Annotated in this window: 19 protein-coding genes; 12 read left to right on the forward strand and 7 right to left on the reverse strand. The window is 70.1% G+C overall.

The window, feature by feature from the left end:
* Window positions 1-2: 2 nt before the first annotated feature.
* The 5 genes from ABD466_RS11045 to ABD466_RS11065 all read left to right on the forward strand — a co-directional run bounded on the left by ABD466_RS11045 (window position 3) and on the right by ABD466_RS11065 (window position 5,137).
* Window positions 3-2,636: a penicillin acylase family protein gene (locus ABD466_RS11045; protein ID WP_344656881.1), complete on the forward strand. Its 2,634-nt coding sequence runs from the start codon at window positions 3-5 to the stop codon at window positions 2,634-2,636.
* Window positions 2,618-3,160 carry a hypothetical protein gene (locus tag ABD466_RS11050; protein WP_344656882.1) on the forward strand — a complete coding sequence of 181 codons (543 nt, stop codon included), beginning with the start codon at window positions 2,618-2,620 and terminating at the stop codon, window positions 3,158-3,160. Before ABD466_RS11045 ends, ABD466_RS11050 begins: the two co-directional genes overlap by 19 nt.
* Window positions 3,153-3,368, forward strand: a complete 216-nt coding sequence (locus ABD466_RS11055) for an MbtH family protein (RefSeq protein ID WP_344656883.1) — start codon at window positions 3,153-3,155, stop codon at window positions 3,366-3,368. The genes ABD466_RS11050 and ABD466_RS11055 overlap by 8 nt, the downstream gene beginning before the upstream one ends.
* Before the next feature lie 2 nt (window positions 3,369-3,370).
* On the forward strand, window positions 3,371-3,598 hold the full coding sequence (locus tag ABD466_RS11060; protein WP_344656884.1) for a hypothetical protein: 228 nt from the start codon (window positions 3,371-3,373) through the stop codon (window positions 3,596-3,598).
* A 261-nt stretch (window positions 3,599-3,859) separates the two neighbouring features.
* The gene (locus ABD466_RS11065; protein ID WP_344656885.1) at window positions 3,860-5,137 is read left to right on the forward strand and encodes an MFS transporter; all 1,278 of its coding nucleotides are present in this window, start codon (window positions 3,860-3,862) and stop codon (window positions 5,135-5,137) included.
* A 4-nt stretch (window positions 5,138-5,141) separates the two neighbouring features.
* On the opposite strand, the gene ABD466_RS11070 is transcribed toward ABD466_RS11065, so the two are convergent.
* Both ABD466_RS11070 and ABD466_RS11075 read right to left on the reverse strand, forming a co-directional pair.
* On the reverse strand, window positions 5,142-6,401 hold the full coding sequence (locus tag ABD466_RS11070; RefSeq protein WP_344656886.1) for a hypothetical protein: 1,260 nt from the start codon (window positions 6,399-6,401) through the stop codon (window positions 5,142-5,144).
* Between the two features lie 133 nt (window positions 6,402-6,534).
* On the reverse strand, window positions 6,535-7,686 hold the full coding sequence (locus ABD466_RS11075; RefSeq protein ID WP_344656887.1) for a serine hydrolase domain-containing protein: 1,152 nt from the start codon (window positions 7,684-7,686) through the stop codon (window positions 6,535-6,537).
* Between the two features lie 490 nt (window positions 7,687-8,176).
* On the opposite strand from ABD466_RS11075, the gene ABD466_RS11080 reads away from it, so the two are divergent.
* Window positions 8,177-8,566: an OsmC family protein gene (locus ABD466_RS11080; protein WP_344656888.1), complete on the forward strand. Its 390-nt coding sequence runs from the start codon at window positions 8,177-8,179 to the stop codon at window positions 8,564-8,566.
* Window positions 8,567-8,808: 242 nt separating this feature from the next.
* Here the strand turns inward: ABD466_RS11080 and ABD466_RS11085 are convergent, their stop codons facing one another.
* Entirely contained in the window at window positions 8,809-9,129 is a 321-nt protein-coding gene (locus tag ABD466_RS11085) for a hypothetical protein (RefSeq protein WP_344656889.1), read from the reverse strand.
* 243 nt (window positions 9,130-9,372) lie between these two features.
* On the opposite strand from ABD466_RS11085, the gene ABD466_RS11090 reads away from it, so the two are divergent.
* Together ABD466_RS11090 and ABD466_RS11095 are read left to right on the forward strand one after the other, a co-directional pair.
* Window positions 9,373-10,050, forward strand: coding sequence for a hypothetical protein (locus tag ABD466_RS11090; protein WP_344656890.1), 678 nt, complete (start codon window positions 9,373-9,375; stop codon window positions 10,048-10,050).
* A gap of 24 nt (window positions 10,051-10,074) precedes the next feature.
* The gene (locus tag ABD466_RS11095; protein WP_344656891.1) at window positions 10,075-10,293 is read left to right on the forward strand and encodes a DUF3817 domain-containing protein; all 219 of its coding nucleotides are present in this window, start codon (window positions 10,075-10,077) and stop codon (window positions 10,291-10,293) included.
* Window positions 10,294-10,326: 33 nt separating this feature from the next.
* Here ABD466_RS11095 and ABD466_RS11100 read toward each other — a convergent pair whose 3' ends face one another.
* Window positions 10,327-11,934 carry a DHA2 family efflux MFS transporter permease subunit gene (locus ABD466_RS11100; protein ID WP_344656892.1) on the reverse strand — a complete coding sequence of 536 codons (1,608 nt, stop codon included), beginning with the start codon at window positions 11,932-11,934 and terminating at the stop codon, window positions 10,327-10,329.
* Window positions 11,935-12,078: 144 nt separating this feature from the next.
* On the opposite strand from ABD466_RS11100, the gene ABD466_RS11105 reads away from it, so the two are divergent.
* Window positions 12,079-12,813 (forward strand): TetR/AcrR family transcriptional regulator, encoded by a 735-nt coding sequence (locus ABD466_RS11105; protein ID WP_344656893.1) that lies wholly within the window; start codon window positions 12,079-12,081, stop codon window positions 12,811-12,813.
* An 11-nt stretch (window positions 12,814-12,824) separates the two neighbouring features.
* Here the strand turns inward: ABD466_RS11105 and ABD466_RS11110 are convergent, their stop codons facing one another.
* Together ABD466_RS11110 and ABD466_RS11115 are read right to left on the reverse strand one after the other, a co-directional pair.
* Window positions 12,825-13,580 (reverse strand): siderophore-interacting protein, encoded by a 756-nt coding sequence (locus ABD466_RS11110; RefSeq protein WP_344656894.1) that lies wholly within the window; start codon window positions 13,578-13,580, stop codon window positions 12,825-12,827.
* Between the two features lie 425 nt (window positions 13,581-14,005).
* The gene (locus ABD466_RS11115) at window positions 14,006-15,526 is read right to left on the reverse strand and encodes an MFS transporter (RefSeq protein WP_344656895.1); all 1,521 of its coding nucleotides are present in this window, start codon (window positions 15,524-15,526) and stop codon (window positions 14,006-14,008) included.
* 108 nt (window positions 15,527-15,634) lie between these two features.
* Between ABD466_RS11115 and ABD466_RS11120 the strand changes: the two genes are divergently transcribed.
* From ABD466_RS11120 to ABD466_RS11130, 3 genes are all read left to right on the forward strand, one after another.
* On the forward strand, window positions 15,635-16,378 hold the full coding sequence (locus ABD466_RS11120; RefSeq protein ID WP_344656896.1) for a TetR/AcrR family transcriptional regulator: 744 nt from the start codon (window positions 15,635-15,637) through the stop codon (window positions 16,376-16,378).
* Between the two features lie 478 nt (window positions 16,379-16,856).
* On the forward strand, window positions 16,857-18,875 hold the full coding sequence (locus ABD466_RS11125) for a putative Ig domain-containing protein (RefSeq protein WP_344656897.1): 2,019 nt from the start codon (window positions 16,857-16,859) through the stop codon (window positions 18,873-18,875).
* A 207-nt stretch (window positions 18,876-19,082) separates the two neighbouring features.
* Window positions 19,083-19,475 (forward strand): nuclear transport factor 2 family protein, encoded by a 393-nt coding sequence (locus tag ABD466_RS11130; protein WP_344656898.1) that lies wholly within the window; start codon window positions 19,083-19,085, stop codon window positions 19,473-19,475.
* Window positions 19,476-19,499: 24 nt separating this feature from the next.
* Here ABD466_RS11130 and ABD466_RS11135 read toward each other — a convergent pair whose 3' ends face one another.
* The gene (locus tag ABD466_RS11135; protein WP_344656899.1) at window positions 19,500-20,267 is read right to left on the reverse strand and encodes a 3-oxoacyl-ACP reductase; all 768 of its coding nucleotides are present in this window, start codon (window positions 20,265-20,267) and stop codon (window positions 19,500-19,502) included.
* Between the last annotated feature and the right edge of the window lie 2 nt (window positions 20,268-20,269).

Below are 20,269 nucleotides of genomic sequence, written 5' to 3' on the forward strand. Positions count from 1 at the left end.
CCTTGAGATCATGGAGAAGGGACCTGACGCCGCGGGGCCGGCTCGGCCTGCGCGCGGCGTCGCTGGCCGGGGCGCTCGCCCTGGCCGTGGCGGTCCTGCAGGTCTCGGTCGCCGGCGCCGGCACCATCCCGCCCCTGGGAGCGGCCGTCAACCCCGGCACCGGAGTGTGGATCACCGCCGACCAGGGCGACCCGCCGCACGACCAGACCCTCACCCTGCCCGGCCTGTCCGGCACCGCCACCGTCTCCTTCGAGGCGAACGGCACGGCGCACATCAAGGCCGCCACCGACTCCGACATGTACCGGGCCCTCGGCTACACCCACGCCCGCTTCCGCCTGTTCGAGATGGACCTGGCCCGTCGCCAGGCCGAGGGACGGCTGGCCGAGACCACGAACGACCCGGCCGCGCTGCCGTCCGACGAGTACGAACTCGACCTCGGACTGCTGCGCGCCTCCCAGCGTGACTGGGCCGCGCTGCCGGCCGATTCCCCGGCGCGCGCGGTGCTCACCGAGTACGCGCAGGGCGTGAACTCCGCCATCGCCCAGATGAAGAAGGACAACACCCTGCCGCTCTACTACAAGCTCATGAACTTCTCCGTCGAGCAGTGGACCCCGATCGACAGCCTCGCGGTGCAGCGCCTGGAGACCCAGACGCTCGCCTTCGACCCGCTGCCGACCGCCTACAGCTACATCGCCGGTGCCTTCGGCGAGCAGAAGTTCGAGCAGCTCTACCAGGCGGTCGGGCAGAACCCGCAGTATCCGTACGACCCCGGCCCCTACCAGAAGCTGCCGCTGACACCGATCCCGGCGCGCGCCGACGGCACCCCGACGCCGACCGGCGGTACGGTGCCCCAGGCGTCGAGCACGTCGCAGGAGTTCCAGATCGGTTCCTCGCAACAGGCGATCGACGCCTCCGCGCAGTTCCAGGACCGGTTGTCACAGCTTCCTGCGAACGCTTACCACACCATCGGCGACAGCAACGCCTGGGTGGTCTCCGGCAAGCTCACCGCGTCCGGCAAGGCGATCCTGGCCTCCGACCCGCACCTGAACCTGACCATGCCGTCGATCTGGTACCAGGTCGAGCTGCGCTCGCCGTCGTACCAGCTGGCCGGCGTGACCGTGCCGGGTATCCCGGCGGTGCTGGACGGCAAGAACCAGCACATCAGCTGGGGTCTGACCAACTCCCAGCGGCCCGGCACCTTCTACTACCTGGAGAAGACCGACGCCGCGCACCCGGACCAGTACTTCTGGAACGGCCAGTGGCAGCCGATGACGAAGATCGTCAACAAGATCAAGAAGCACGACGGCTCGACGGTCGACTACACGACCCGGATGACCGTTCACGGCCCGATCATGACCGTTCAGGGGGTCACCGCCGCCGTGTGGTTCACCGGCACCCTGCCCAGCGACAACCTCGACACCATGCTCACCGTCGAGAAGGCGACCACGTTCGACCAGTTCCACCAGGCGCTGCGGGGCTGGAACACCCCGCCGCAGAACTTCGCCTACGCCGACGACGCCGGCAACATCGGCATCGTCAACGCCGGCCTGCAGCCGCAGACCGCCGACAGCTGCCTGCCGTGGCTGCCGATGGCCGGCACCGGGGAGTGCGACGTAGCCGGCAGCATCCCGTTCGAGGCGCTGCCGATCACCTACAACCCGCCGTCCGGGTTCGCCCAGACCGCCAACCAGCGCGAGGTCGGCACCGACTACCCGTACTACTACGGCCGCGGCTACGACTTCTTCGACCAGGGCTGGCGTTCCACCGAGATCACCAAGGCGCTGACCGGCGCCACCGGGATCACCTCGCAGCAGATGCAGGACCTGCAGATGTCGTCGGCCGACGACGTGGCCCGCGCCATGCTGCCCACCGTGCTGGACGACCTGCAGGGCCAGCAGTGGGATCCGGTGCAGACCGCGGCCCTGAACGACCTGAAGACCTGGGACTACTCGCTGACCGCCGACTCCACGGCGGCGACGATCTGGGGCCGGTTCATGGTGCTCTACGGCTACGCCGTCTGGCACCCGGTGTGGCAGCAGTACAAGGTCCCGGCGCCGCCGCGCGACGTGTTCACACCGCGGACCAACGACAGCACCTACGCGGTCGACGGACTCAACGGCCTGCTGATCAACATGACCGTCAACGACACGGCGAACCCCTTGTTCGCGCCCGCGGGATCGACCACGCACACCGCGCCCGAAGTCATCCGGCAGGCGTTCGCCTCCGCGGTCGACGATCTGAAGAGCAAGCGCGGCCCGGACGTGACCACCTGGAAGCTCGGCAACGGCCACAAGGTGATGATCGCCTCGCTGCTGAAGTCGCCGACGCTCGACGAGGGGCCGTTCGCCTCCGGCGGCAGCGGCCGCACCATCAACTCGGTGGTCAGCGCCGCCCCGGTGCGGCACGGCAAGACGCTCACCGGCGTGGCCGTCGGCGGCGCCAGCTGGCGCATGGTCGTCGACTGGGGCACCGGCCAGGGGGTCGGCGTCTACCCCGGCGGGCAGAGCGAGAACCCCGCCTCCCCCTGGTACTCGGACCGGCTCGCCGACTGGTTCGCCGGCCGCAACACACCGATGCTCGAGGGCGATCAGGCCTCGGCCGCGACGAAGGGGCGGACATGGACACTCAATCCCTGACCCGGCGCCTGCCCGGCAGGCGCGCCGGCCGGCTGGTCGGAACGAAGGGTACTGACACGGACACCATGACGCTCCTGGACCGGAGCCTGGTCCGCGGTCTGGCCGTCGGCGCCGGCGGCGTCGTCCTGGACTGGGTCGGCAACCAGCTCGGCTGGTGGTGGGTCACCATCCTCACCGGCATCGCGGCCGCCCTGCTGCTGCGCGGCCGCGCCGTGGCGGCGTTCGTCCTCGCGGTGCCGCTGGTGAGCTGGGGCGGCGACCTGTTCCGGCGCTGGACCGAGATGGACACCACCCGGATCTCCCGCGTCACCATCGGCCTGGCCGGGATCAGCGACGACGCCGCCTGGCTCGGCTACGTGCTGACGCTGGCGTACGCGGTCCTGCTGTGCGCGGCCGGCGCCTGGGTGACGGCGGCCGTCCGCCAGGTCATCGGCGCCACCCAGGAAGTACGGCGCGGAACCGGACCGGTCCCGGCGCCCTCCACAGCCCACACCGAACAAGAGGAGACAGTCGGCGATGCCTGACGACGAGGACACCCGCGAGTACACGGTCGTGATCAACCACGAGGAGCAGTACTCGATCTGGCCGACGGGCCGCCCCCTGCCCAGCGGCTGGACCGAGGTCGGCGTCCGCGGCCCGAAGCGCGAATGCCTGGACCACATCGACCAGGTGTGGACCGACATGCGGCCACTGAGCCTGCGCCAGGCGATGGCCGCGACAGCGGGGGAGTGAGCATGCTGCGATACAGCCGCGCCTACCCGCCCGAAGCGCTGCGGGACTTCGGCCCCGCGGCCCAGTGGGCCGGCGAGCACGCGCAGCAAGGCCCGCTGTTCCTCTGGGACGACCTCACCCTCACCGCCGACGCGTTCGCCGACGAGCCCGCGTACCGCGACGAAAGCGAGGAGTGGCAACGGTTCTGCGCCGAGCAGCTCGGGTTCGCCGTGCCGGGCGACATGGGCTGAGGCCCCGCGGACCACTCCGGCTCCGACCGCGCCGATGCGCCGATGCGCCGACATAGAGGCAGTAGGCGTGCACGGCGGTCCGGCGCTCGGCGGGCCCGGCCGACAGCCCGAAGCTCGCGGCCACAGCCCCACCGCGGCGACCACGTCGGCGCCCCATGAACGCTGCCGGACCGGATCGGGCCCGGTCCGGCAGCCGCGGGGGCGGCGCGCTGAAGGGTGCGCGTCGCCCCCGTTCCTTTCCCACGTCAGGGGAGAACGTCGATGAGTGCTGAACCCGCGGCGGCGACACCGGTCACGTCCCCAGCGGCCGGATCGCCGCTCGCCCCCCTGCGGCGGCGCGACTTCCGCATCCTGGTCACCGGCCAGTCCCTGTCCACGCTCGGCGACATGGTGTACCTCGTCGCCCTCCCGTTCCTCGTCCTCGGCTCCGGCTACGCCACCGGCGGCCTGAGCCTGACGCTCACCGGCTTCGGGCTCGCGCGGATCGTCACCGCGCTGCCCGGCGGCGCGCTGGCCGACCGCTTCGGCGCGCGGCCGGTGATGCTGGGGGCCGACGTCGTCCGGTGCGCGGCGCTCACCGCGCTCACCGTCACGGCCGCGCGCGGCACACCCGCCCTCGGCCAGTTGGTCACCACCGGCGTGATCCTCGGCGCGTGCGAAGGCGCCCACCTTCCCGCTTACCGCTCCATCACCCCGGCTCTCGTTCCCGACGCGGAGCTGCCGGCTGCCAACTCCCTCAGCATCGCGGCGAACCTGTTCGCCAACGTGATCGGGCCCCCGATCGGAGGCGCACTGGTCGCGCTGCTCGAGCCCTGGCCCGCGGTCGGCGTCGACGCGGCCTCGTTCGCCGTGTCCGCACTGGCGTTGGTGGCCATCGACCATCGCCACCGGCTCGCGTCGTCGAAGAACGAGCCGTCACCGTCGGCCGACGCCCACCCGCAAGAAGGTGCCGGAACCCGGACCCTCCCCGCTTTCGTCCGCTCCTCGCCGCTGTATCGCACGGTCCTGCTGATGACCGCGGTTCTCGGCGCCTCGGTCGGAGGCACTCTCGAAGTCGCCCTGCCCGTTCTCACCCGCGGCCGCCAGGACCTCGGCCCCGCCGGTTACGGCTGGCTCATGGCCGCGCTCGGCGTCGGCATGCTCGGCGGCGGCGGATCCGCGGGCGCCCTCACCCACGGCCGCCGCCCGGGCCCGATCGTCGTCGCGTCCCTGGCCGTCAACGGCGCCCTCCTCGCCGCCCTCCCGCACGTGGGCGGCCTGATCCCGATGGCCGGGACGATGGCGGCGATCGGCGCCCTCGACGGGGTGCTGGCCGTCCTGGTCATGACCGCCACCCAGCGCATGCCGCCGCCCCACCTGCTGGCCCGTGCCCAAGCCTTGATCAGCCTGGTCACCTTCGCGATGTTCCCGCTGTCGGTGTCCCTCGCCGGCCTGGTGCTGCACCACTGGTCGCCGGCCGCGATGTTCCACCTCACCGGCCTCGGCTTCGCGGCGGTGGCGGCGACCGGTCTGGCCAGCCGCTCCCTGCGTCGTCTCTGATCGGTCACCGGCCGCTCTCGTCGAGGTCGGTCGTGCCGACCGCGTAACGATGCAGCGCCGCGCCTTCCTTGTTGGATATCGGCCGATGCTTGCGGATCTCGGCGATGAACGCCCGCTGGGTGATCTTCGTCCCGTCCGACCCGTCCGACAACCGACCCACGATCTGCCGCGCCAGCCGCGCGGTCCTCAGGTCCGGAACCTGCTCTCCGAAGGCGGGGTCCGCAGCAGACGGTGGGGTCGGCCCTGGCTCGGCAGCGCGCGGTGCCGGTACTGCCGGTGCTGCCGATACTGCCGCTACGGGCACTCCCGGCTTCGCCACCGTCGTGCCGTTCACGTGCTCCTGCCTGACCATGTCCACACGCTCCGGCTCCTGAGCCTTCGGAGCCGGAGCCGGAGCCGGAGCCGGAGCGGGAGCGGGAGCCGCGGGCTCGGCATCCGATTCCGCTTCCACCCCGAGCATCGTCAGCCCCTCAGCGGTCGCGACCTCACCGAGCGTCCGCATCAACTGCGTGAGGTCGGTGTTCAGCCGCGCGTAGGACATCAGCCTCGCCTGGGCCGTCGCCTGGCGGCGGACGGCGCGTCGCCGCTGCTTGGAGCCCGGCTCCAACCGGTTCACCGCGTGCGTCGCCTTGACGAACTGGTCGAACACCCGGTTCGCGCCCTGGTCGGCCAGGCTGGCATCGCCGGCGTCGGCCCACCCCCACCGCACCGCGAGCGTCTTCCACCCGAAGCGCCACCGGACGGTCTCGTGCCGCTTCCCGTCCTGCCGGGCCGCGTACTTCGTCGCCAGCAGGTCCCGCTCCCACAGCAGCGCCGCCACGATCGAGACCATCAGCCGGACCAGCACCTCCTGCCAGCTGGAGGCGTCGGTGGCCGCCAGGACACCGGACCCGAGCGCCAGCACGACGACCAGCACCCCGTCGATCCCGGCGTCCTCGCCCGCGCGCACGTTCTCCTTCGCCCGGGTACCGCACGCCAGCAGCGCCACTTCCAGAAACGAGAACAGGAAGATCCGCAACCCCAGCGGCAACGCCATGGTCTCGGCGAAGAACTTCCACATGCCGGCGCTCTGCACCGCGGTCGCCATCAACGCCGCGACGAGGATCAGGACGCTGGAAACCCGCCCCTGCACACTCCGCCGTGCCGCGCCCGCCCCTCGCCACAGCACGACGCCGACCACCGTGGCGGCCACCACTCCGACGCCCACCGCCAGCCACGGCTGCCGGTCGGCCTGTGCTCGCAGTTGATCAAACCAATGATTCACGGACCGGCCCCCACAGTCAGGCTGTCCACGCTCATCTCCTCGGATCGACGCATCGACCCCGCCAACTTAGCGGCTCACGTTTTCCCGTGAACCAGCCGATCGCGGGTCGGAAGCCGATCCTCGGCCGGTGACCTCAGCGCAGAAGCGCGCAGACGAAGTCCTCCTGGATGCCGCGCATCGTGGCGAAAAGCGGCGCGTTGGTCTTCTGGGTCAGCGTCTCGTTGACCGAGAACGTCATCGAGCGGCTGCCGTCGGCGGTGCTCAGAGCGAGCTGCGTATAACCCAGGGTGTTGCCGGTGTGGCCGTAGACCACACCGCAGCGAGTCGTGTACCGGAAGATCGCCAGGCCCGCCGCGTTGGTGCCCGGGCCCGGAGGCTCGGAGCTGCCCGGCACGACGTTCTGCTGCTCCTCGCGGGTCGAGCGCGAAATGAGCTCCGGGCCCGCATACCCCTTGATGAACGTCACCAAGTCGTTCGGCGTCGACACGATGCCGCCGGACGCCCACGCCCCCGACGCCCCGATCGCCGTGCTGACGTCTTCCGGGGCCCCGGTGGACGGCACGACGTAGCCGTGCATGAACGGCTCGGGCAGCTCGTAGCCGGAGGGCAGGCTGGTGTGGCGCAGGCCGAGCCGGTCGTAGACCAGACGCTTCAGGAGGTCCTCGTACCGGCGGCCGGTCACCGCCTCCGCCATCAGCGCGACGGCGATGTTGTCCGAGTTCGAGTACTGGAACCGCGACCCCGGCGCGAACAGCAGCGGCTCGCCGGCCACGAACGACAGCAGCCGCTGCGAGTCGAAGTGACGCCGCGGATTCTCCTGGATCAGCTTGATGAAGGGGGCCGAGGCCGAGTAGTCCGGCAGGCCGCTGGTGTGCTGCAACAACTGGCGAAGCGTGACCGCGCCCCACGCGGCGGGTAGCTGGGGCAGGCGGCGCGCGACGGTGTCGTCCAGGTGCAGACGGCCTCGGTCCACCAGCTGCAGGGCCACCGCTCCGCTGAAGGCCTTGGCGACGCTCGCGATCCGCATGTGGTCGTCAGGGCTCGGCCGACGCGGGTCGACGACCGCGAGGCCGGACCGGTAGACCGTCCGATGACCCCGCCGGTCGAGCACGACGACGACCCCGGGCGGACCGCCCTCGGCCCCGACGAGACGGTCCAGCTCCCGCTGCAGGCCGTCACCGGCCGCCGCGGCGGGGGAGGCCGTCACGGCGGTCAGCGCGGACGTGAGCGCACAGGCGGCGGCCACGGTCGCCGTCGTCAGTCTGGAGCGCAGGGTGCCGACCATCGACGCGGACCTCCGAGGCTGCCGGTATCAATGCGTGGAGACGTAACCACGCGGTCCACCGGGCAAACGCGCCGAAGCCGGCAACCAGCCGTTCGGCCTAGCGGCAGCGCGCGCCCGCCATGGTCCAGACCAGCCTCGGGGAGGAGGTTCGCCGCGTTCCCGGCGTGGTCGCCGTGCGCGGTGGTGAAGACGACGCGGTGCACGTCCCGGACCGACCTTCCCATCGCGGCCCAGGCCCGTCACGCCCGTACCACGCCGCGGTGGCCGACTCGGGATCGACGAACCGGTAGCCGGCGGCCGCGGGTGTGCACTGCCCGGGCCCCGGGCCAGGTCCTCTGGACCTGATCGACGACCTCACCCGCCGCTCCGACCCCACGCAGCGGCCCGCCGACCTGTTCATCGCTTTCTACCACTCCAAGGGCGTCTGGCCCGCCGCCTCCATAAGCTGTCGCCCAAGACGGACCCGCCCGCGACACCCGAAGGAGCAATGATGGACCAGTTCGAGGTCACCGTCGGCGCCGGCTCACTCCGCCACACCGACCCGGCCGCCACGGCCTTCCCCCACCGCTGGACCCCCGAAGGCGTGACCGTCCACACCGACTTCACCGGTGCCCACCTCCTCCACCTCGCCGCGGCGGGCTGTGTCCTCAACGACGTCTACCGTGAAGCCGCCGCCCTGTCCTTGCCCATCGAGGGCGTCCGGGTCCGGGCCTCAGGTTCCTTCGACACCACGACCTGGGCCTCGACCGGCATCACCTACACCGTCGACCTCGACTCCCCGGCCTCGCCCGCGGAGCAGGCGCGCCTGCTCGACATCGTCGACGACGTCGCGGAGATTCCTCGTGCCATCCGGGCCGGAGCGCCCGTCCGGAGGCATTAGCAGAGGCTCTGTCGGAGCTCTGCGGATCGCGCGCCTATTCATCTCAGCTTATGGCAGCCCGAGGGCTGGTCGATGCCTGTGTGAGCGCTGGCTCGGTCAAGTGCTTAACTCATCATTGGCGGCGGTCATCCGTGGAAATCGGACGTCCGGGATATCCATTCGGCTCGGATAGGATTTCGCAAAAAGAAGCAAGGGGCTGGAAACGCAAATCGCGTTTCCAGCCCTCTCCGGGAGCGCGGTGCTTACAGGCCGTCGGTGTCCACGTAGACAATGTACGGGCGCTCCAGCAGGTCGCCGTTGTTGCAGGAGGCGCGGGAAGTGCCGCCGGTCGACGTCCACGGACCGTAGACGGTGTAGGTCGTCCCGGCGTGAACACACACGTCGTAGGCCTGGTAGCTGTTCGCCGCGAAGCACGTGGCCTGGCCGTAGGTGAGCGTCGCGTACAAGTGGCAGTCGCCGGGCGGCGCCGCGGAAACACTGGGGGCCGTGGCGACCATCGTCGCGCCGGCGCCCGCGATCGCGAGCGTGACCGCCGCCCGCTTCATACGGTGGTGCAGAGCCATCTTGTATCCTCCTGAATGAGACTCACCGTCTTTGCGGACGGCATATCTCCGATAATGGGGATCCACAGGGGGCGGTCAACACCTGAGCGGCGGTGAAAAATTGCAGTCAGCGCGCCGGCGGGCTGCCGTGGGGCCACGACAGCGATCTTGATGGTGATTCATCCCAGCTGATGCAACCCCTGGATATTCATCTCAGCTGACGCTAGGCTCCTGGCGACGGGAACGATCCCATCGGGGGTAGGGATGGCTGGCTCTGAGAGTTCCACCACTGACACGCGGTACGAGAAGGCGCCCTGGTGGGCCTGGGGCTTCGTCGCAACGATCCCCTTTACGCTGCTGGCGTTGGTGACTCCGTGGTTCGAGGGCGCGGCGCCGCCCGGCAAAGGCACGTTCGGCGGCGACAACCACGCTTCCTACTACGCGTGGACTGTCGCCAGGATCGGGATCATCTGTCCCATCTTCCTGATCCTGGAAGGATGGCAGTGGTACCGCTCGAAGCGGGGCCTGGGCTGGCCTCCCGCGCCCAGCGACTGGCGCGGCGCAGGGCGCGCCTTCAGCTCATACATGGCAGGCGGCCGAGTGAAGGGCGGCGGCGGGGGAGGCGGCTACGAGGAGACCTGGTATCCCTTCCGCACCGGCGCGTGGATGTCGATCGCCATCGCCTCCGTCTCGCTGATCGTGCTGGGAATCAGCTGGGCGAACTTCTCACCCGAATACTCGTACCTGTACACCTCCCAATCGAACTTCTACGAGGACCACAAGATGATCGTCTCCCTGGGCTTCGGCGGCTGGTGTTACCTCATCTCCGTCGCCCTCTTCTTCGTGAGCGGCATCTACGGAGTCCTTCAGCCCGTGAAACCCTGGTGGTCCCAGGGCACGGACACGGAGGAGAAGCCGCCTCAGCTGAACGACCGCCGGTAGCTCCGAGTCCTCGCAACCCTGGAAGTGACATCGCTGGCGGTACTGCTCGTGATCCTCGGAACAGGCGATTCGCGCCCGCTGGCCGCAGCCGTCGCACCGATTCACGGCTTCCTGTATCTCAGCGTCATCGTCACCGTCGCCCGCGTTCCACGCGTCACCCGCCAGACCATCGCGCTCTCGGTGCTTCCGGCGATCGGCGGGATCGTCTCGCTGCGCCGGCTGGCAGCCCACGACCACCCATGAAGAACCTCTTCGCGCGCCGGTAGCCGCACGACGTCACAGGAGACGCTTGCGCGCGCCGCCCCGCAGCAGCACCCAAGCGGCCAGCGCCGCGACGGCGAGCAGACCGGCACCGCAACGCAGGGCCAGATGCAGGGCGTCGGTGAACGACGTGTCGACCGTGGCGCGCAAAGCGGGCGGGAGGGACCGGCTCGCGGCGATTCCGCCCGCGCCTCCCCGCGTCACCGCGGCGGTGATCTCGTGACGCTGCCCGGCGCCGACACCGAGATCGGCCAGGCGCGGGCCGAGCAGGCCCGTCATCCGGCTGGTGAGGATGGCGCCGAGGGCCGCGATGCCGACCACGCCGCCGAGCTCACGCATGGTGTTGGTGACGGCGGACGCCATGCCCGCCTTCGCGGCCGGGACGCGTTCCAGGACCGCGACCGAGACCGGTGCGAAGGACAGACCCATGCCCAGTCCCACGATCGGCAGCGTCCACACGTAGTGCGAGTAGTGCGCGCCGGGGCCGTAGAGCGAGAGTCCGGCGAGGGCGGCGGCGCACAACGTCAGACCACTGACAAGGGCGGGGCGCGGCCCCAGCTTCCCGGTGATCGCTCCGGCGAAGGGCGCGGCCACCATGATCGCGCACGTCGCGGGCAGCGAGGCGACACCCGCCCGAGCCGCGGACCAGCCGTACACGTCCTGCATGAGCAGTGGCAGGAAGAACAGCGCGCCGAACATGCCGAAGCTGACCATGAAACCGCTCATCAGCGCGCCCGCGACGACTCGGTCCGTGAAGAAGGAGAGGTCGAGCATCGGTGCCCTGCGACGGGCCTCGGTGACCAGGAAGGCGATCAGGGCGACGACCGAGGCGGCACCGGCGCTCAGCACCCGGGCACTGGACCATCCCGCGTCCGGCCCCTCGATGAGCGCGTACACCAGCGCGCCGAGGCCGATGGCGCCGAGCACCTGGCCGGCGACGTCGAACCGCTCGCGGCCGTCGTGGAACTCCGGCAGCACCCGCAGGCCGACGGCCAGGGCCAGCACGCCGATCGGCACGTTGATCCAGAAGACGCTGGACCAGCCGAAGGCGTCCACCAGCGGCCCGCCGACGGCCGGGCCGAGCGCCAGCCCCAGCCCGGAGATGCCGGACCACAGCCCGATGGCGCGCGCCCGCTCGCCCGGTTCGGGGAACGTGTGGCGGATGATCGACAGACTGCCCGGCGTCAGCAGCGCGGCACCGACACCCTGCAGCATGCGGGCGGCGACGAGTTCGCCGATCGAGCCGGAGAGCCCGCACAGCATCGAGCCGAGGGTGAAGCCGACGATGCCCGCCAGGAAGACCCGCTTGCGTCCGAGCCGGTCGCCGAGCGTCCCCCCGGTGAGCAGCAGCGCCGCGTACACGAGGCTGTAGCCCTCGACGACCCACTGCAGGCCGGTGAAGCCCGCGTGCAGCTCGGAGCCGATCTTCGGCAGGGCGGTGTTCACGACGACGTTGTCGAGCATCGCCATGAACAGCGTGATGCACAGGGTGCCGAGGATCAGGGCTTTGGCGCGCGTGGTGCGCGCGCCGTGCTCGGCGGTCGGGGGTCCCGGGTCGGCGACGGGCGCCGTGGCGGTCCGGCCGGAGCCGGCTTCTGGTCCTCGGGGGTCGTGGTGCGCCATGGCGTCGCGGCTCCAGTCTAACGGCGTTAGAGGCAAGACTAACGGCGTTAGATTAACCCTAACGGCGTTAGACTACAAACGCCGGATGAGATGATGCCCCGCAGGGGGCACGGCCATGGACGACAGGTGACGAGGAGATCCCAGGTGGCAGCGGCGAGGAAGGGCGCGACCGCGAGAACTCCGGCGATCACCCAGGAAGCCCTCATCGCGGCCGGCCTGACCGTCCTGCGCCGCGAAGGCCTCGACGCCCTGTCCATGCGCAAAGTGGCCGCCGAACTCGGCGTGCAGGCCGCGTCCCTCTACTGGCACGTGCAGGACAAGGAAGAGCTCCTGGACCTGCTCGCGGACAGCCTGCTCTGGGACGCCCGCAAACTCAAGACCGGAGGCGACTGGGCCGAGAACCTCCGTGAGATGGCCCGCGCATACCGCTGCCACCTGAACGCGAACCGTGACTCCGCCCGCGTGATGGCCGGCCGCCTGGCCCCGGGCCCGAACCTTCTCTACGTCCTCGACGTCGCCCTCGGCTGGCTGCGCTCGGCGGGCTTCTCCGACGCCGACGCCGCCTACGCCACCCGCACGCTCGCCACATACGTCCAGGGCTTCGTGCTCCAGGAACAGCTGCCCATGTCGTCCCTCGAAGCCCACGGAGCCAGCCCCGAGGAGGCGGTCGCCGCCGTCGCCGAAGCGTTCCGCTCAGCGCCGGCGGACAAGTACCCGAACGTGGCCGCCCTGGGGGAGCTCATCGTCCGCGACAGTATGGACGACCATTTCGCGTTCGGGGTCGATCAGCTGATCGAGGGCCTGCGCACTCGCCTGCCCTCTGCAGCCCCTGCTCCCTCTACTTCCTCGGCTCCCTCTGCTCCCTCTGCTGCGAGCTGACCTGTCGCGAACTAGCCGACGGTCGCTTCCTCACGCTCGGCGAGATCGCGCTTCCACTGCCGGAAGCCCTCCTCGTTCCGTCCGCGCCGCCAGTAGCCGGAGATCGACGCCCATTCGGCCGGAACCCCGTGCTCCTTGCGGACGTACGGCCGCAGGTCGTGCATGACCGCTTGCGCCTCGCCGTGGATGAAGACGTGCACCTGCCCGTCGAGCCACGGCTCCGCGCGCACGGCCTCGGCCAGCTTCTCGCCGGGAGCGGCCCCGTCGCTGTGCACCCAGGTGAGACGCACCCCCTCAGGCCGGTCGAAGTCGAACTCGTCATCGGGCCCTTCGACCTCGACGAACACCCGCCCGACCGCCGTGGCCGGCAGAGCGGCACACGCGGCGGAGATCGCCGGCAGCGCCGACGTGTCACCGGCCAGCAGATGCCAGTCCGCGTCGGCGCGCGGAGCGTACGCACCACCGGGACCGAACAGGCCGATGGCGTCACCCGGCTGCGCGGCCGCGGCCCAGGGCCCGGCTACGCCCTCGTCGCCGTGGTGGACGAAGTCGATCGCGATCGTCTGTGCCGCCGCGTCGATGGCGCGCACGGTGTAGGTGCGGACGGTCTCGCCGTCCGGGCCGGGAAACACCAGCTTGACGTAGGAGTCCGTGAACTCGTTGGGCTGAAAGGTCTCGAAACCCGGTCCGCCGAGGTGGACCCGGATCAGATGGTCGGTGAGACGTTCGGTGTTGCGCACGATGAAGGAGTGCAGGGTGCGAGCCAAGAGGGCCGCCTCTCTAGTTAGGTTTACCTAACTGTTTAGCCCACCGGTCGCCGCCAGAGCAAGGCGTTTGAGGCGCTCCTGGTGTGCTCGTGGGGCGGCGACCGTGGGCGGGCCGGGGTCGGGCGGCGGGCACAAGGCTTGATACGACCTTCGGCCGCGGTGTTCATTGTGCGGGGCTGGTCGGCTGCTCTTTGGTCGGCGGCTGGCAGCTTCCGCGTCCACGATCCCGCCCTCCTCGGGCCTCTTCGGCGGCCGCCGGTCGATGGCGAACAAGCGACCGTTCGAGGTCGAAGACCTCCAGCGGCGGCCCTCGCTCAGGGCAGACACAGCCTGCCGACGAGGTACCTCCATGACTATGTACATCGACACAGAGGTACCTCCATCCCGAGGTATCTTCGATGCGAAGTACCTCGATAGCGAGGTGCCTACATGTGAACAGCAGGCGCGGCATCCGGATCAGCCGGGTCAGGCTTCCCGGCCTTCAGAATCAAGCCGCAGACCACCGCCCCGACCACGAAGATCGCCGCGGCCCACCAGAAAGCGACGACGTAGCTGTGGATCGCCGCGTCAGCCTGCACCATCGGGTTGGCGGCGTCCTTGCCGACCAGGTACTTCGCCAGCGCCGAGGTGGCCAGCGAGTTCAGCAGCGCGGTGCCGATCGAACCGCCGACCTGCTGCGCGGTGTTGACGGTGGCCGACGCCACGCCGGCGTCCCGGGCCTCGATGCCGGACGTCGCGGCGTTCATGCCGGGAGCGAAGATCATGCCCATGCCGACTCCGACGACCAACACCGGGCCGAGCACGTTCGCCGCGTAGCCCGACGTCGCGGAGATGCCGGTCAGCCACGCCATCCCGGCGCCGGCCATCAGCATGCCGATGAACACCAGCGGCTTGGCGCCGAACCGGGGGTAGAGCTTGGTGGTGCTGATCGAGGCGGTCACCATCAGGGCCGCGACCATCGGCAGGAACGCGACACCGGTCATGACGGGGGAGTACCGCAGGATCTGCTGCAGGTAGTAGTTCAGGAACAGGAACACCCCGAACATGCCCGCGCCGGTGATGAACATCGCCAGGAACGAGCCGCCGCGGTTGCGCTCGAGGACGACGCGCAGTGGCAGCAGCGGGTGCGTGGCACGGGTCTGCCACCAGGTGAACACCGCCAGCAGGATCACACCGCCGGCCAGGAACCCCCAGGTGCTCGGCGCGCTCCAGGCGTGCGACTCGGCGTTGGCGAAGCCGTAGACGATGCCGAACAGGCCCGCCGAGACGAGCAGCGTGCCCGGGATGTCGAGAGTGGGCCGGTCGGCCTGGCGCGCGTGGCGCGGGATCAGGGCGGCGGCGCCGGCGATCGCGACGACGCTGATGGCGACGTTGACGAACAGCGTCCAGCGCCAGTTCACGTACTCGGTGAGCACGCCGCCGAGCAGCATGCCGATCGCGGCGCCGGAGCCGGCGATGCCACCGAACACCGCGTACGCGGTGGCGCGCTCCTTGGCCTCGGTGAAGGTCGTGGACAGCAGCGACAGCGCGGCCGGGGCGAGCATGGCGCCGGCGACGCCCTGCAGGGCGCGGGCCGCGACCAGGATCTCGAAGTTCGGGGCGGCGCCACCGAGGGCCGACGCCCCGGCGAAGGCGACGAGGCCGATCAGGAACATGGCGCGACGCCCGATCAGGTCGGACACGCGGCCGAAGAACAGCAGCAGGCTGCCGAAGGCCAGGGAGTAGCCGGTCACGATCCACTGTCGGTCGCCATTGGAGAAGCCCAGGGCCTTCTGGGCGTCCGGCAAGGCGATGTTCACGATCGTCGTGTCCAGCACGATCATCAGCTGGGCCAGGCCGATGACGGCCAGGATGAGCCAGCGCTTCGAGTGGTGGTCGTCCGGCGGTGGAGCGGCCGCGGCCTGGGCCGTCGGCGCACCCGCCCCCGTCGTCTGGAGCTCGGTCATGGTCCCGCCTTCTCGCATCTGGAGGAAAACATTCCGCTTAACACTTCGACGGTAGCACAGAAGTGGAGAGCTTGCCTCCACATGGAGAGAGGTGTTCCACTTAGAGCCATGGAAACGAAGCCCCAGGTCACCGCACCCGAGCCGGAGGTGGCGGAGATCGGCGGCCCGTCCCGCCCGCTGCGCCGGGACGCCGAGCGCAACCGCCGGCTGATCCTGGGCGCGGCCAAGTCGGTCTTCGCCCGGCGCGGCCTCGAGGCCTCGCTCGACGAGGTCGCCAAGGAAGCCGGTCTGGGAGTGGGCACCGTCTACCGCCGCTTCCCCAACCGCGACGCCCTGATCGACGCCCTGTTCGACGACATGGTCGCCTCGATCAAGCTCATCGCCGAACACGCCAGCGCCGAGCCCCGCGCCTGGGACGGCCTGGTCTACTTCATGACGGCCATGCTCGAGACCCAGGGCCACGACAAGGGCCTGCGCGATGTGATGATCGCCCGCGAGCAGGACCTGATCACCTGCGGCCCGGAGAAGGGCTCGACCGTCCGCGAGATGGTGCAGCCGATGCTGTACGACCTCGTGCACCGCGCCCAGCGCGAGGGCGACCTCCGCCCCGACGTGGCTCCCACCGACATCGGAGTCCTTCTCATCGCATCGGTCGGAGTGGTCGAGTTCACCGCTCCGCTGTCGTCCACCGCGTGGCGCCGCCACCTGGCCGTGGTCCTGGACGGCCTGCGCTCCCGCCCGGACGGCGCCAGCGCGCCGCTTGTCGAACCCGCTCTCGACGACGACGAGATGGACGCGTGCATGGCCGGCTGGAAGTACGGGACTCAGCAGGCTGACCGTCGGCGCGCCTGACTGCAACCCACGGGCCGTCTTGCGGAGCCGAGGTACCTCGACGCCGAGGTACCTCGTGTTCTAGGGTCTCGCAGGGCTTCGTAGCCTGCGAGCCTTCTTGCGGAGCCGAGGTACCTCGATGCCTATGGTCCGAGCCTGATTTCGTAGCCTGCGAGCCCCGTACGGCACCGAGGTGCCTCGTGACCTTGGGCCCCACCTGCTTCGCAGCCCATGAGCCTTCTTGTGGCGCCGAGGTACCTCGGAGGCGAGGTACCTCGCGGCCTTTGGTTCGCACCTGACTTCGTAGTCTGTGACCCGTCTTGCGGCATCGAGGTACCTCGGGGGCGAGGTACCTCGGCGTCGCGATGCCGCGTCCCCGCGCCGCCGCGCACACTTCCAACGGCTTGACCAAACCTTGGTGCTACCAGGGGTTACCGTTTGAGCTCTCTTCTGTCACCGTCACCCTCACAACCTCCCCTGCCACTCCTTGGAGGAGTCAATGCATCGGGCAGTATCAGGGTTCGGCAAGCGCGGCGCGATGCGGCTCGGCGCCGCACTCGTCGTGCTGGCATCGGCGAGCGCGCTCACCCTCAGCGGCGGCGCCGTGCAGGCCGCATCCGCCCACGGGCCGCAGCCGCAACACGGCCGCAGCGGTCACCACTTCAGCGACGCCGCGGTCCGCGTGGGCGCCGCGGCGACGCCCGCCGAGCGGGCGGACATGGCCATGCGCATGCTCAGCTCGTCCGCGTCCGGGCTGCAGAAGGCCTATGACGTCGGGCCGCTGTTCGCGCAGCACATCGACGGCACCGGGCTCACCATCGCGACGCTGGTCTCCTTCGGGGACAAGAACGCGCAGGCCTACATCGACAGTTACGACTCCCAGAACGGCCTGCCCGCGACGACGGTCCAGACCATCGAGCCGGCCGGTCCGGTTCCCGCCTGCACCGATCCGGGTGTGGACCCCTCCTGCGACAGCTGGGGTGGGGAGACAGACCTCGACATCACCATGATCCACACGCTGGCGCCCGGGGCGAAGATCATGATCATCGCCACGCCGGTGGCCGAGGTCCAGGGTCTGTCCGGATTCCCGGAGATGATGACCGCGATGGACTACGTGGTCACCAACAAGCTGGCGAACGTGATCTCGATGAGCCTGGGCACGCCCGAGGACGACTTCACCAGCTCCACCGAACTGCACGACCTGGACAGCCACTTCAAGGCCGCCACCGACGCGGGTGTCACCGTCCTGGCCTCCAGCGGCGACGACGGAGCCGACGGCCGTCAGGCGGACAACTCCACCAACTGGGGCAAGCGCGTGGTCTCCTTCCCCGCCGACGAGACCTACGTCACCGCCGTCGGCGGCACCGTCCTGTCGCTGAACAGCAGCGGCACCCGCACCAAGCCCGACGTGCTGTGGTCCAGCTCCGGCGGCGGCGTGTCCCACGAGTTCGGCATCCCGTCCTGGCAGCAGAACACCGCCACCGCCACCGGTGCCACCGGCCGCTCGCTGCCCGACATCACCCTGGAGGGCACGTCGGGCACCTCGGAGTCCTCGCCGCTGATGGCGGCGCTGGTCGGGCTGGCCGACCAGTCCGCGGGCCGCGGCCTGGGCCTGATCAACCCCGCGCTCTACGCGATCGGCCCCAACGGCACCGCATCCGGCATCGTCGATGTCACCAGCGGCTGCAACTCGACCTCCACCGTCGTCGGCTACTGCGCCGGCACCGGCTTCGACATCGTCTCCGGCTGGGGCACCGTGGACGCGGCCAAGTTCGTCCCGGCCCTGGTCGCCGCCTCCGGCTCGAGCGGCCACACCGTGACCGTCGCCAACCCGGGCGACCAGACCGGCACGGTCGGCACCGCGATATCCCTGCAGATCACCGCGACCGACAGCGCCCCCGGCCAGACTCTGACCTACACCGCCACCGGGCTGCCCGCCGGCCTGTCGATCAACGCCTCGACCGGCCTGATCTCCGGAACCCCGACCACGGCCGGCGCCGGCACCACGGTGGTGAAGGCCACTGATCCGACCAACGCCTTCGGCAGCACGTCCTTCACCTGGACGGTGAACCCTGCCGGCGGCGGCATCACCAACGGCGGGTTCGAGGCCGGCAGCCTGGCCGGCTGGACCACGACGGGCATCACCGCGATCACCACCTCCGGCCCGCACACCGGCGCTGACGCCGCCATGGTCGGCTCGACCTCGCCGAGCACCACCTCGACCATCGCCCAGACCTTCACCGCCCCGGCCGCCACCAGCACCCTGACGTTCTGGTACAACGTGACCTGCCCGGACACCGTGACCTACGACTGGGCCACAGCGACCCTGAAGGACAACACCACCGGCACCACCACGACGCCGCTCCCGAAGACTTGCGTCAACCCCTCCTCGGGCTGGAAGCAGGTCAACGCGACGGTCACCGCCGGCCACAGCTACACGCTGACCTTGACCAGCAAGGACGACAACTACACCGGCGACGCGACCTACACCAAGTTCGACGACGTAGCGGTCCACTGAGCCACCCGCGCGACACCACACCGCGCGACACCACACCGCGCGACACCACACCGCGCGACAACGACCCGCACCGCACCGCACCGCACCAGCGCATCACGTGACACAGAAAGAGTCCCGGGGCCAAAGCCCCGGGACGCTTCCCCGGCTATCCTGTGGGACGACCTACCCATACTGAGCAGTAGCTCAGCTCTCCCGACCAGGAGCCCGATGCACCCGTTCCGCGAAGCGGTCGAGGCACGAGACACCGCCGCGATCGAGGCCATGCTCGCCGACAACGTCGTGTTCACCAGCCCCGTCGCCTTCAAGCCCTACCCGGGCAAAGCGGTCACCTCGGCGATCCTGCGCGCCGTGCTCCGGGTCTTCGAAGACTTCGAGTACGTCCGTGAAATCGCCGGACCCGACGGTCGCGACCACGCCCTCGTCTTCACCGCCACCGTGAACGGCAAGCAGGTCGACGGCTGCGACTTCCTGCACTTCGACGCCGACGGCCGCATCGACGACTTCATGGTCATGGTCCGCCCCCTCTCCGGTGCCCAAGCCCTCGCCGAAGCCATGGCCGCCGAGTTCCCCCGCATCACCGAGGAGGCTCTCGGCGGCTGACGGCCGCCGTACTACATCGCCTTACTACATCGGCGTGACGTACGCCCCCGAGATCCCTCCATCGACCAGGAACGTGTTCGCCGTCATGAACGACGAGTCGTCGCTGGCCAGGAAGGCCACCGCCGCGGCGATCTCCTCCGGCTCCGCGAACCGCCCCAGCGGAATGTGCACCAGACGCCGCGCGGCCCGCTCGGGGTCCTTCGCGAACAGTTCCTGCAGCAACGGCGTGTTCACCGGCCCCGGGCACAACGCGTTCACCCGGATCCCCTCGCGCGCGAACTGCACGCCGAGCTCACGCGACATCGCGAGCACGCCGCCCTTGGAGGCGCTGTACGAGATCTGCGACGTCGCCGCGCCCATGACCGCCACGAACGACGCCGTGTTGATGATGGAGCCCTTGCCCTGCTCCCGCATGTACGGGATCACGTACTTGCAGCACAGGTAGACGCTGGTCAGGTTGACCTCCTGCACGCGCCGCCACGCGTCCAGGCCGGTCTCCAGGATCGAGTCGTCATCCGGCGGGGAGATGCCGGCGTTGTTGAACGCGATGTCGACGCTGCCGTAGGCGGCGGCGGCCGCGGCGTACATCGCCTTCACCGCCTCCTCGTCGGTGACGTCGACCTGGACGAACAGGCCGTCGACCTCCTTGGCGGCCCGCTCGCCCGAGACCGGGTCCAGGTCGGCGCACACCACCTTCGCGCCCTCCGCGGCCAGGCGGCGCGCGCTCGCGAGGCCGATCCCGCTGCCGGCGCCGGTGATGACGGCGACGCGGCCGTCCAGTCGGTTGCTCATGA

Source organism: Catenulispora subtropica (assembly GCF_039531675.1).
GTDB lineage: Bacteria > Actinomycetota > Actinomycetes > Streptomycetales > Catenulisporaceae > Catenulispora > Catenulispora subtropica.

Excerpts from the sequence above, each read along its gene's own strand:
- ABD466_RS11050 (WP_344656882.1), top strand. The coding sequence starts at position 2,618 with ATGGACACTCAATCCCTGACCCGGCGCCTGCCCGGCAGGCGCGCCGGC.
- ABD466_RS11120 (WP_344656896.1), top strand. The coding sequence starts at position 15,635 with ATGGAAACGAAGCCCCAGGTCACCGCACCCGAGCCGGAGGTGGCGGAG.
- ABD466_RS11100 (WP_344656892.1), bottom strand. The coding sequence starts at position 11,934 with ATGGCGCACCACGACCCCCGAGGACCAGAAGCCGGCTCCGGCCGGACC.
- ABD466_RS11055 (WP_344656883.1), top strand. The coding sequence starts at position 3,153 with ATGCCTGACGACGAGGACACCCGCGAGTACACGGTCGTGATCAACCAC.
- ABD466_RS11080 (WP_344656888.1), top strand. The coding sequence starts at position 8,177 with ATGGACCAGTTCGAGGTCACCGTCGGCGCCGGCTCACTCCGCCACACC.
- ABD466_RS11060 (WP_344656884.1), top strand. The coding sequence starts at position 3,371 with ATGCTGCGATACAGCCGCGCCTACCCGCCCGAAGCGCTGCGGGACTTC.
- ABD466_RS11125 (WP_344656897.1), top strand. The coding sequence starts at position 16,857 with ATGCATCGGGCAGTATCAGGGTTCGGCAAGCGCGGCGCGATGCGGCTC.
- ABD466_RS11135 (WP_344656899.1), bottom strand. The coding sequence starts at position 20,267 with ATGAGCAACCGACTGGACGGCCGCGTCGCCGTCATCACCGGCGCCGGC.
- ABD466_RS11075 (WP_344656887.1), bottom strand. The coding sequence starts at position 7,686 with ATGGTCGGCACCCTGCGCTCCAGACTGACGACGGCGACCGTGGCCGCC.
- ABD466_RS11065 (WP_344656885.1), top strand. The coding sequence starts at position 3,860 with ATGAGTGCTGAACCCGCGGCGGCGACACCGGTCACGTCCCCAGCGGCC.
- ABD466_RS11130 (WP_344656898.1), top strand. The coding sequence starts at position 19,083 with ATGCACCCGTTCCGCGAAGCGGTCGAGGCACGAGACACCGCCGCGATC.
- ABD466_RS11090 (WP_344656890.1), top strand. The coding sequence starts at position 9,373 with ATGGCTGGCTCTGAGAGTTCCACCACTGACACGCGGTACGAGAAGGCG.
- ABD466_RS11085 (WP_344656889.1), bottom strand. The coding sequence starts at position 9,129 with ATGGCTCTGCACCACCGTATGAAGCGGGCGGCGGTCACGCTCGCGATC.
- ABD466_RS11115 (WP_344656895.1), bottom strand. The coding sequence starts at position 15,526 with ATGACCGAGCTCCAGACGACGGGGGCGGGTGCGCCGACGGCCCAGGCC.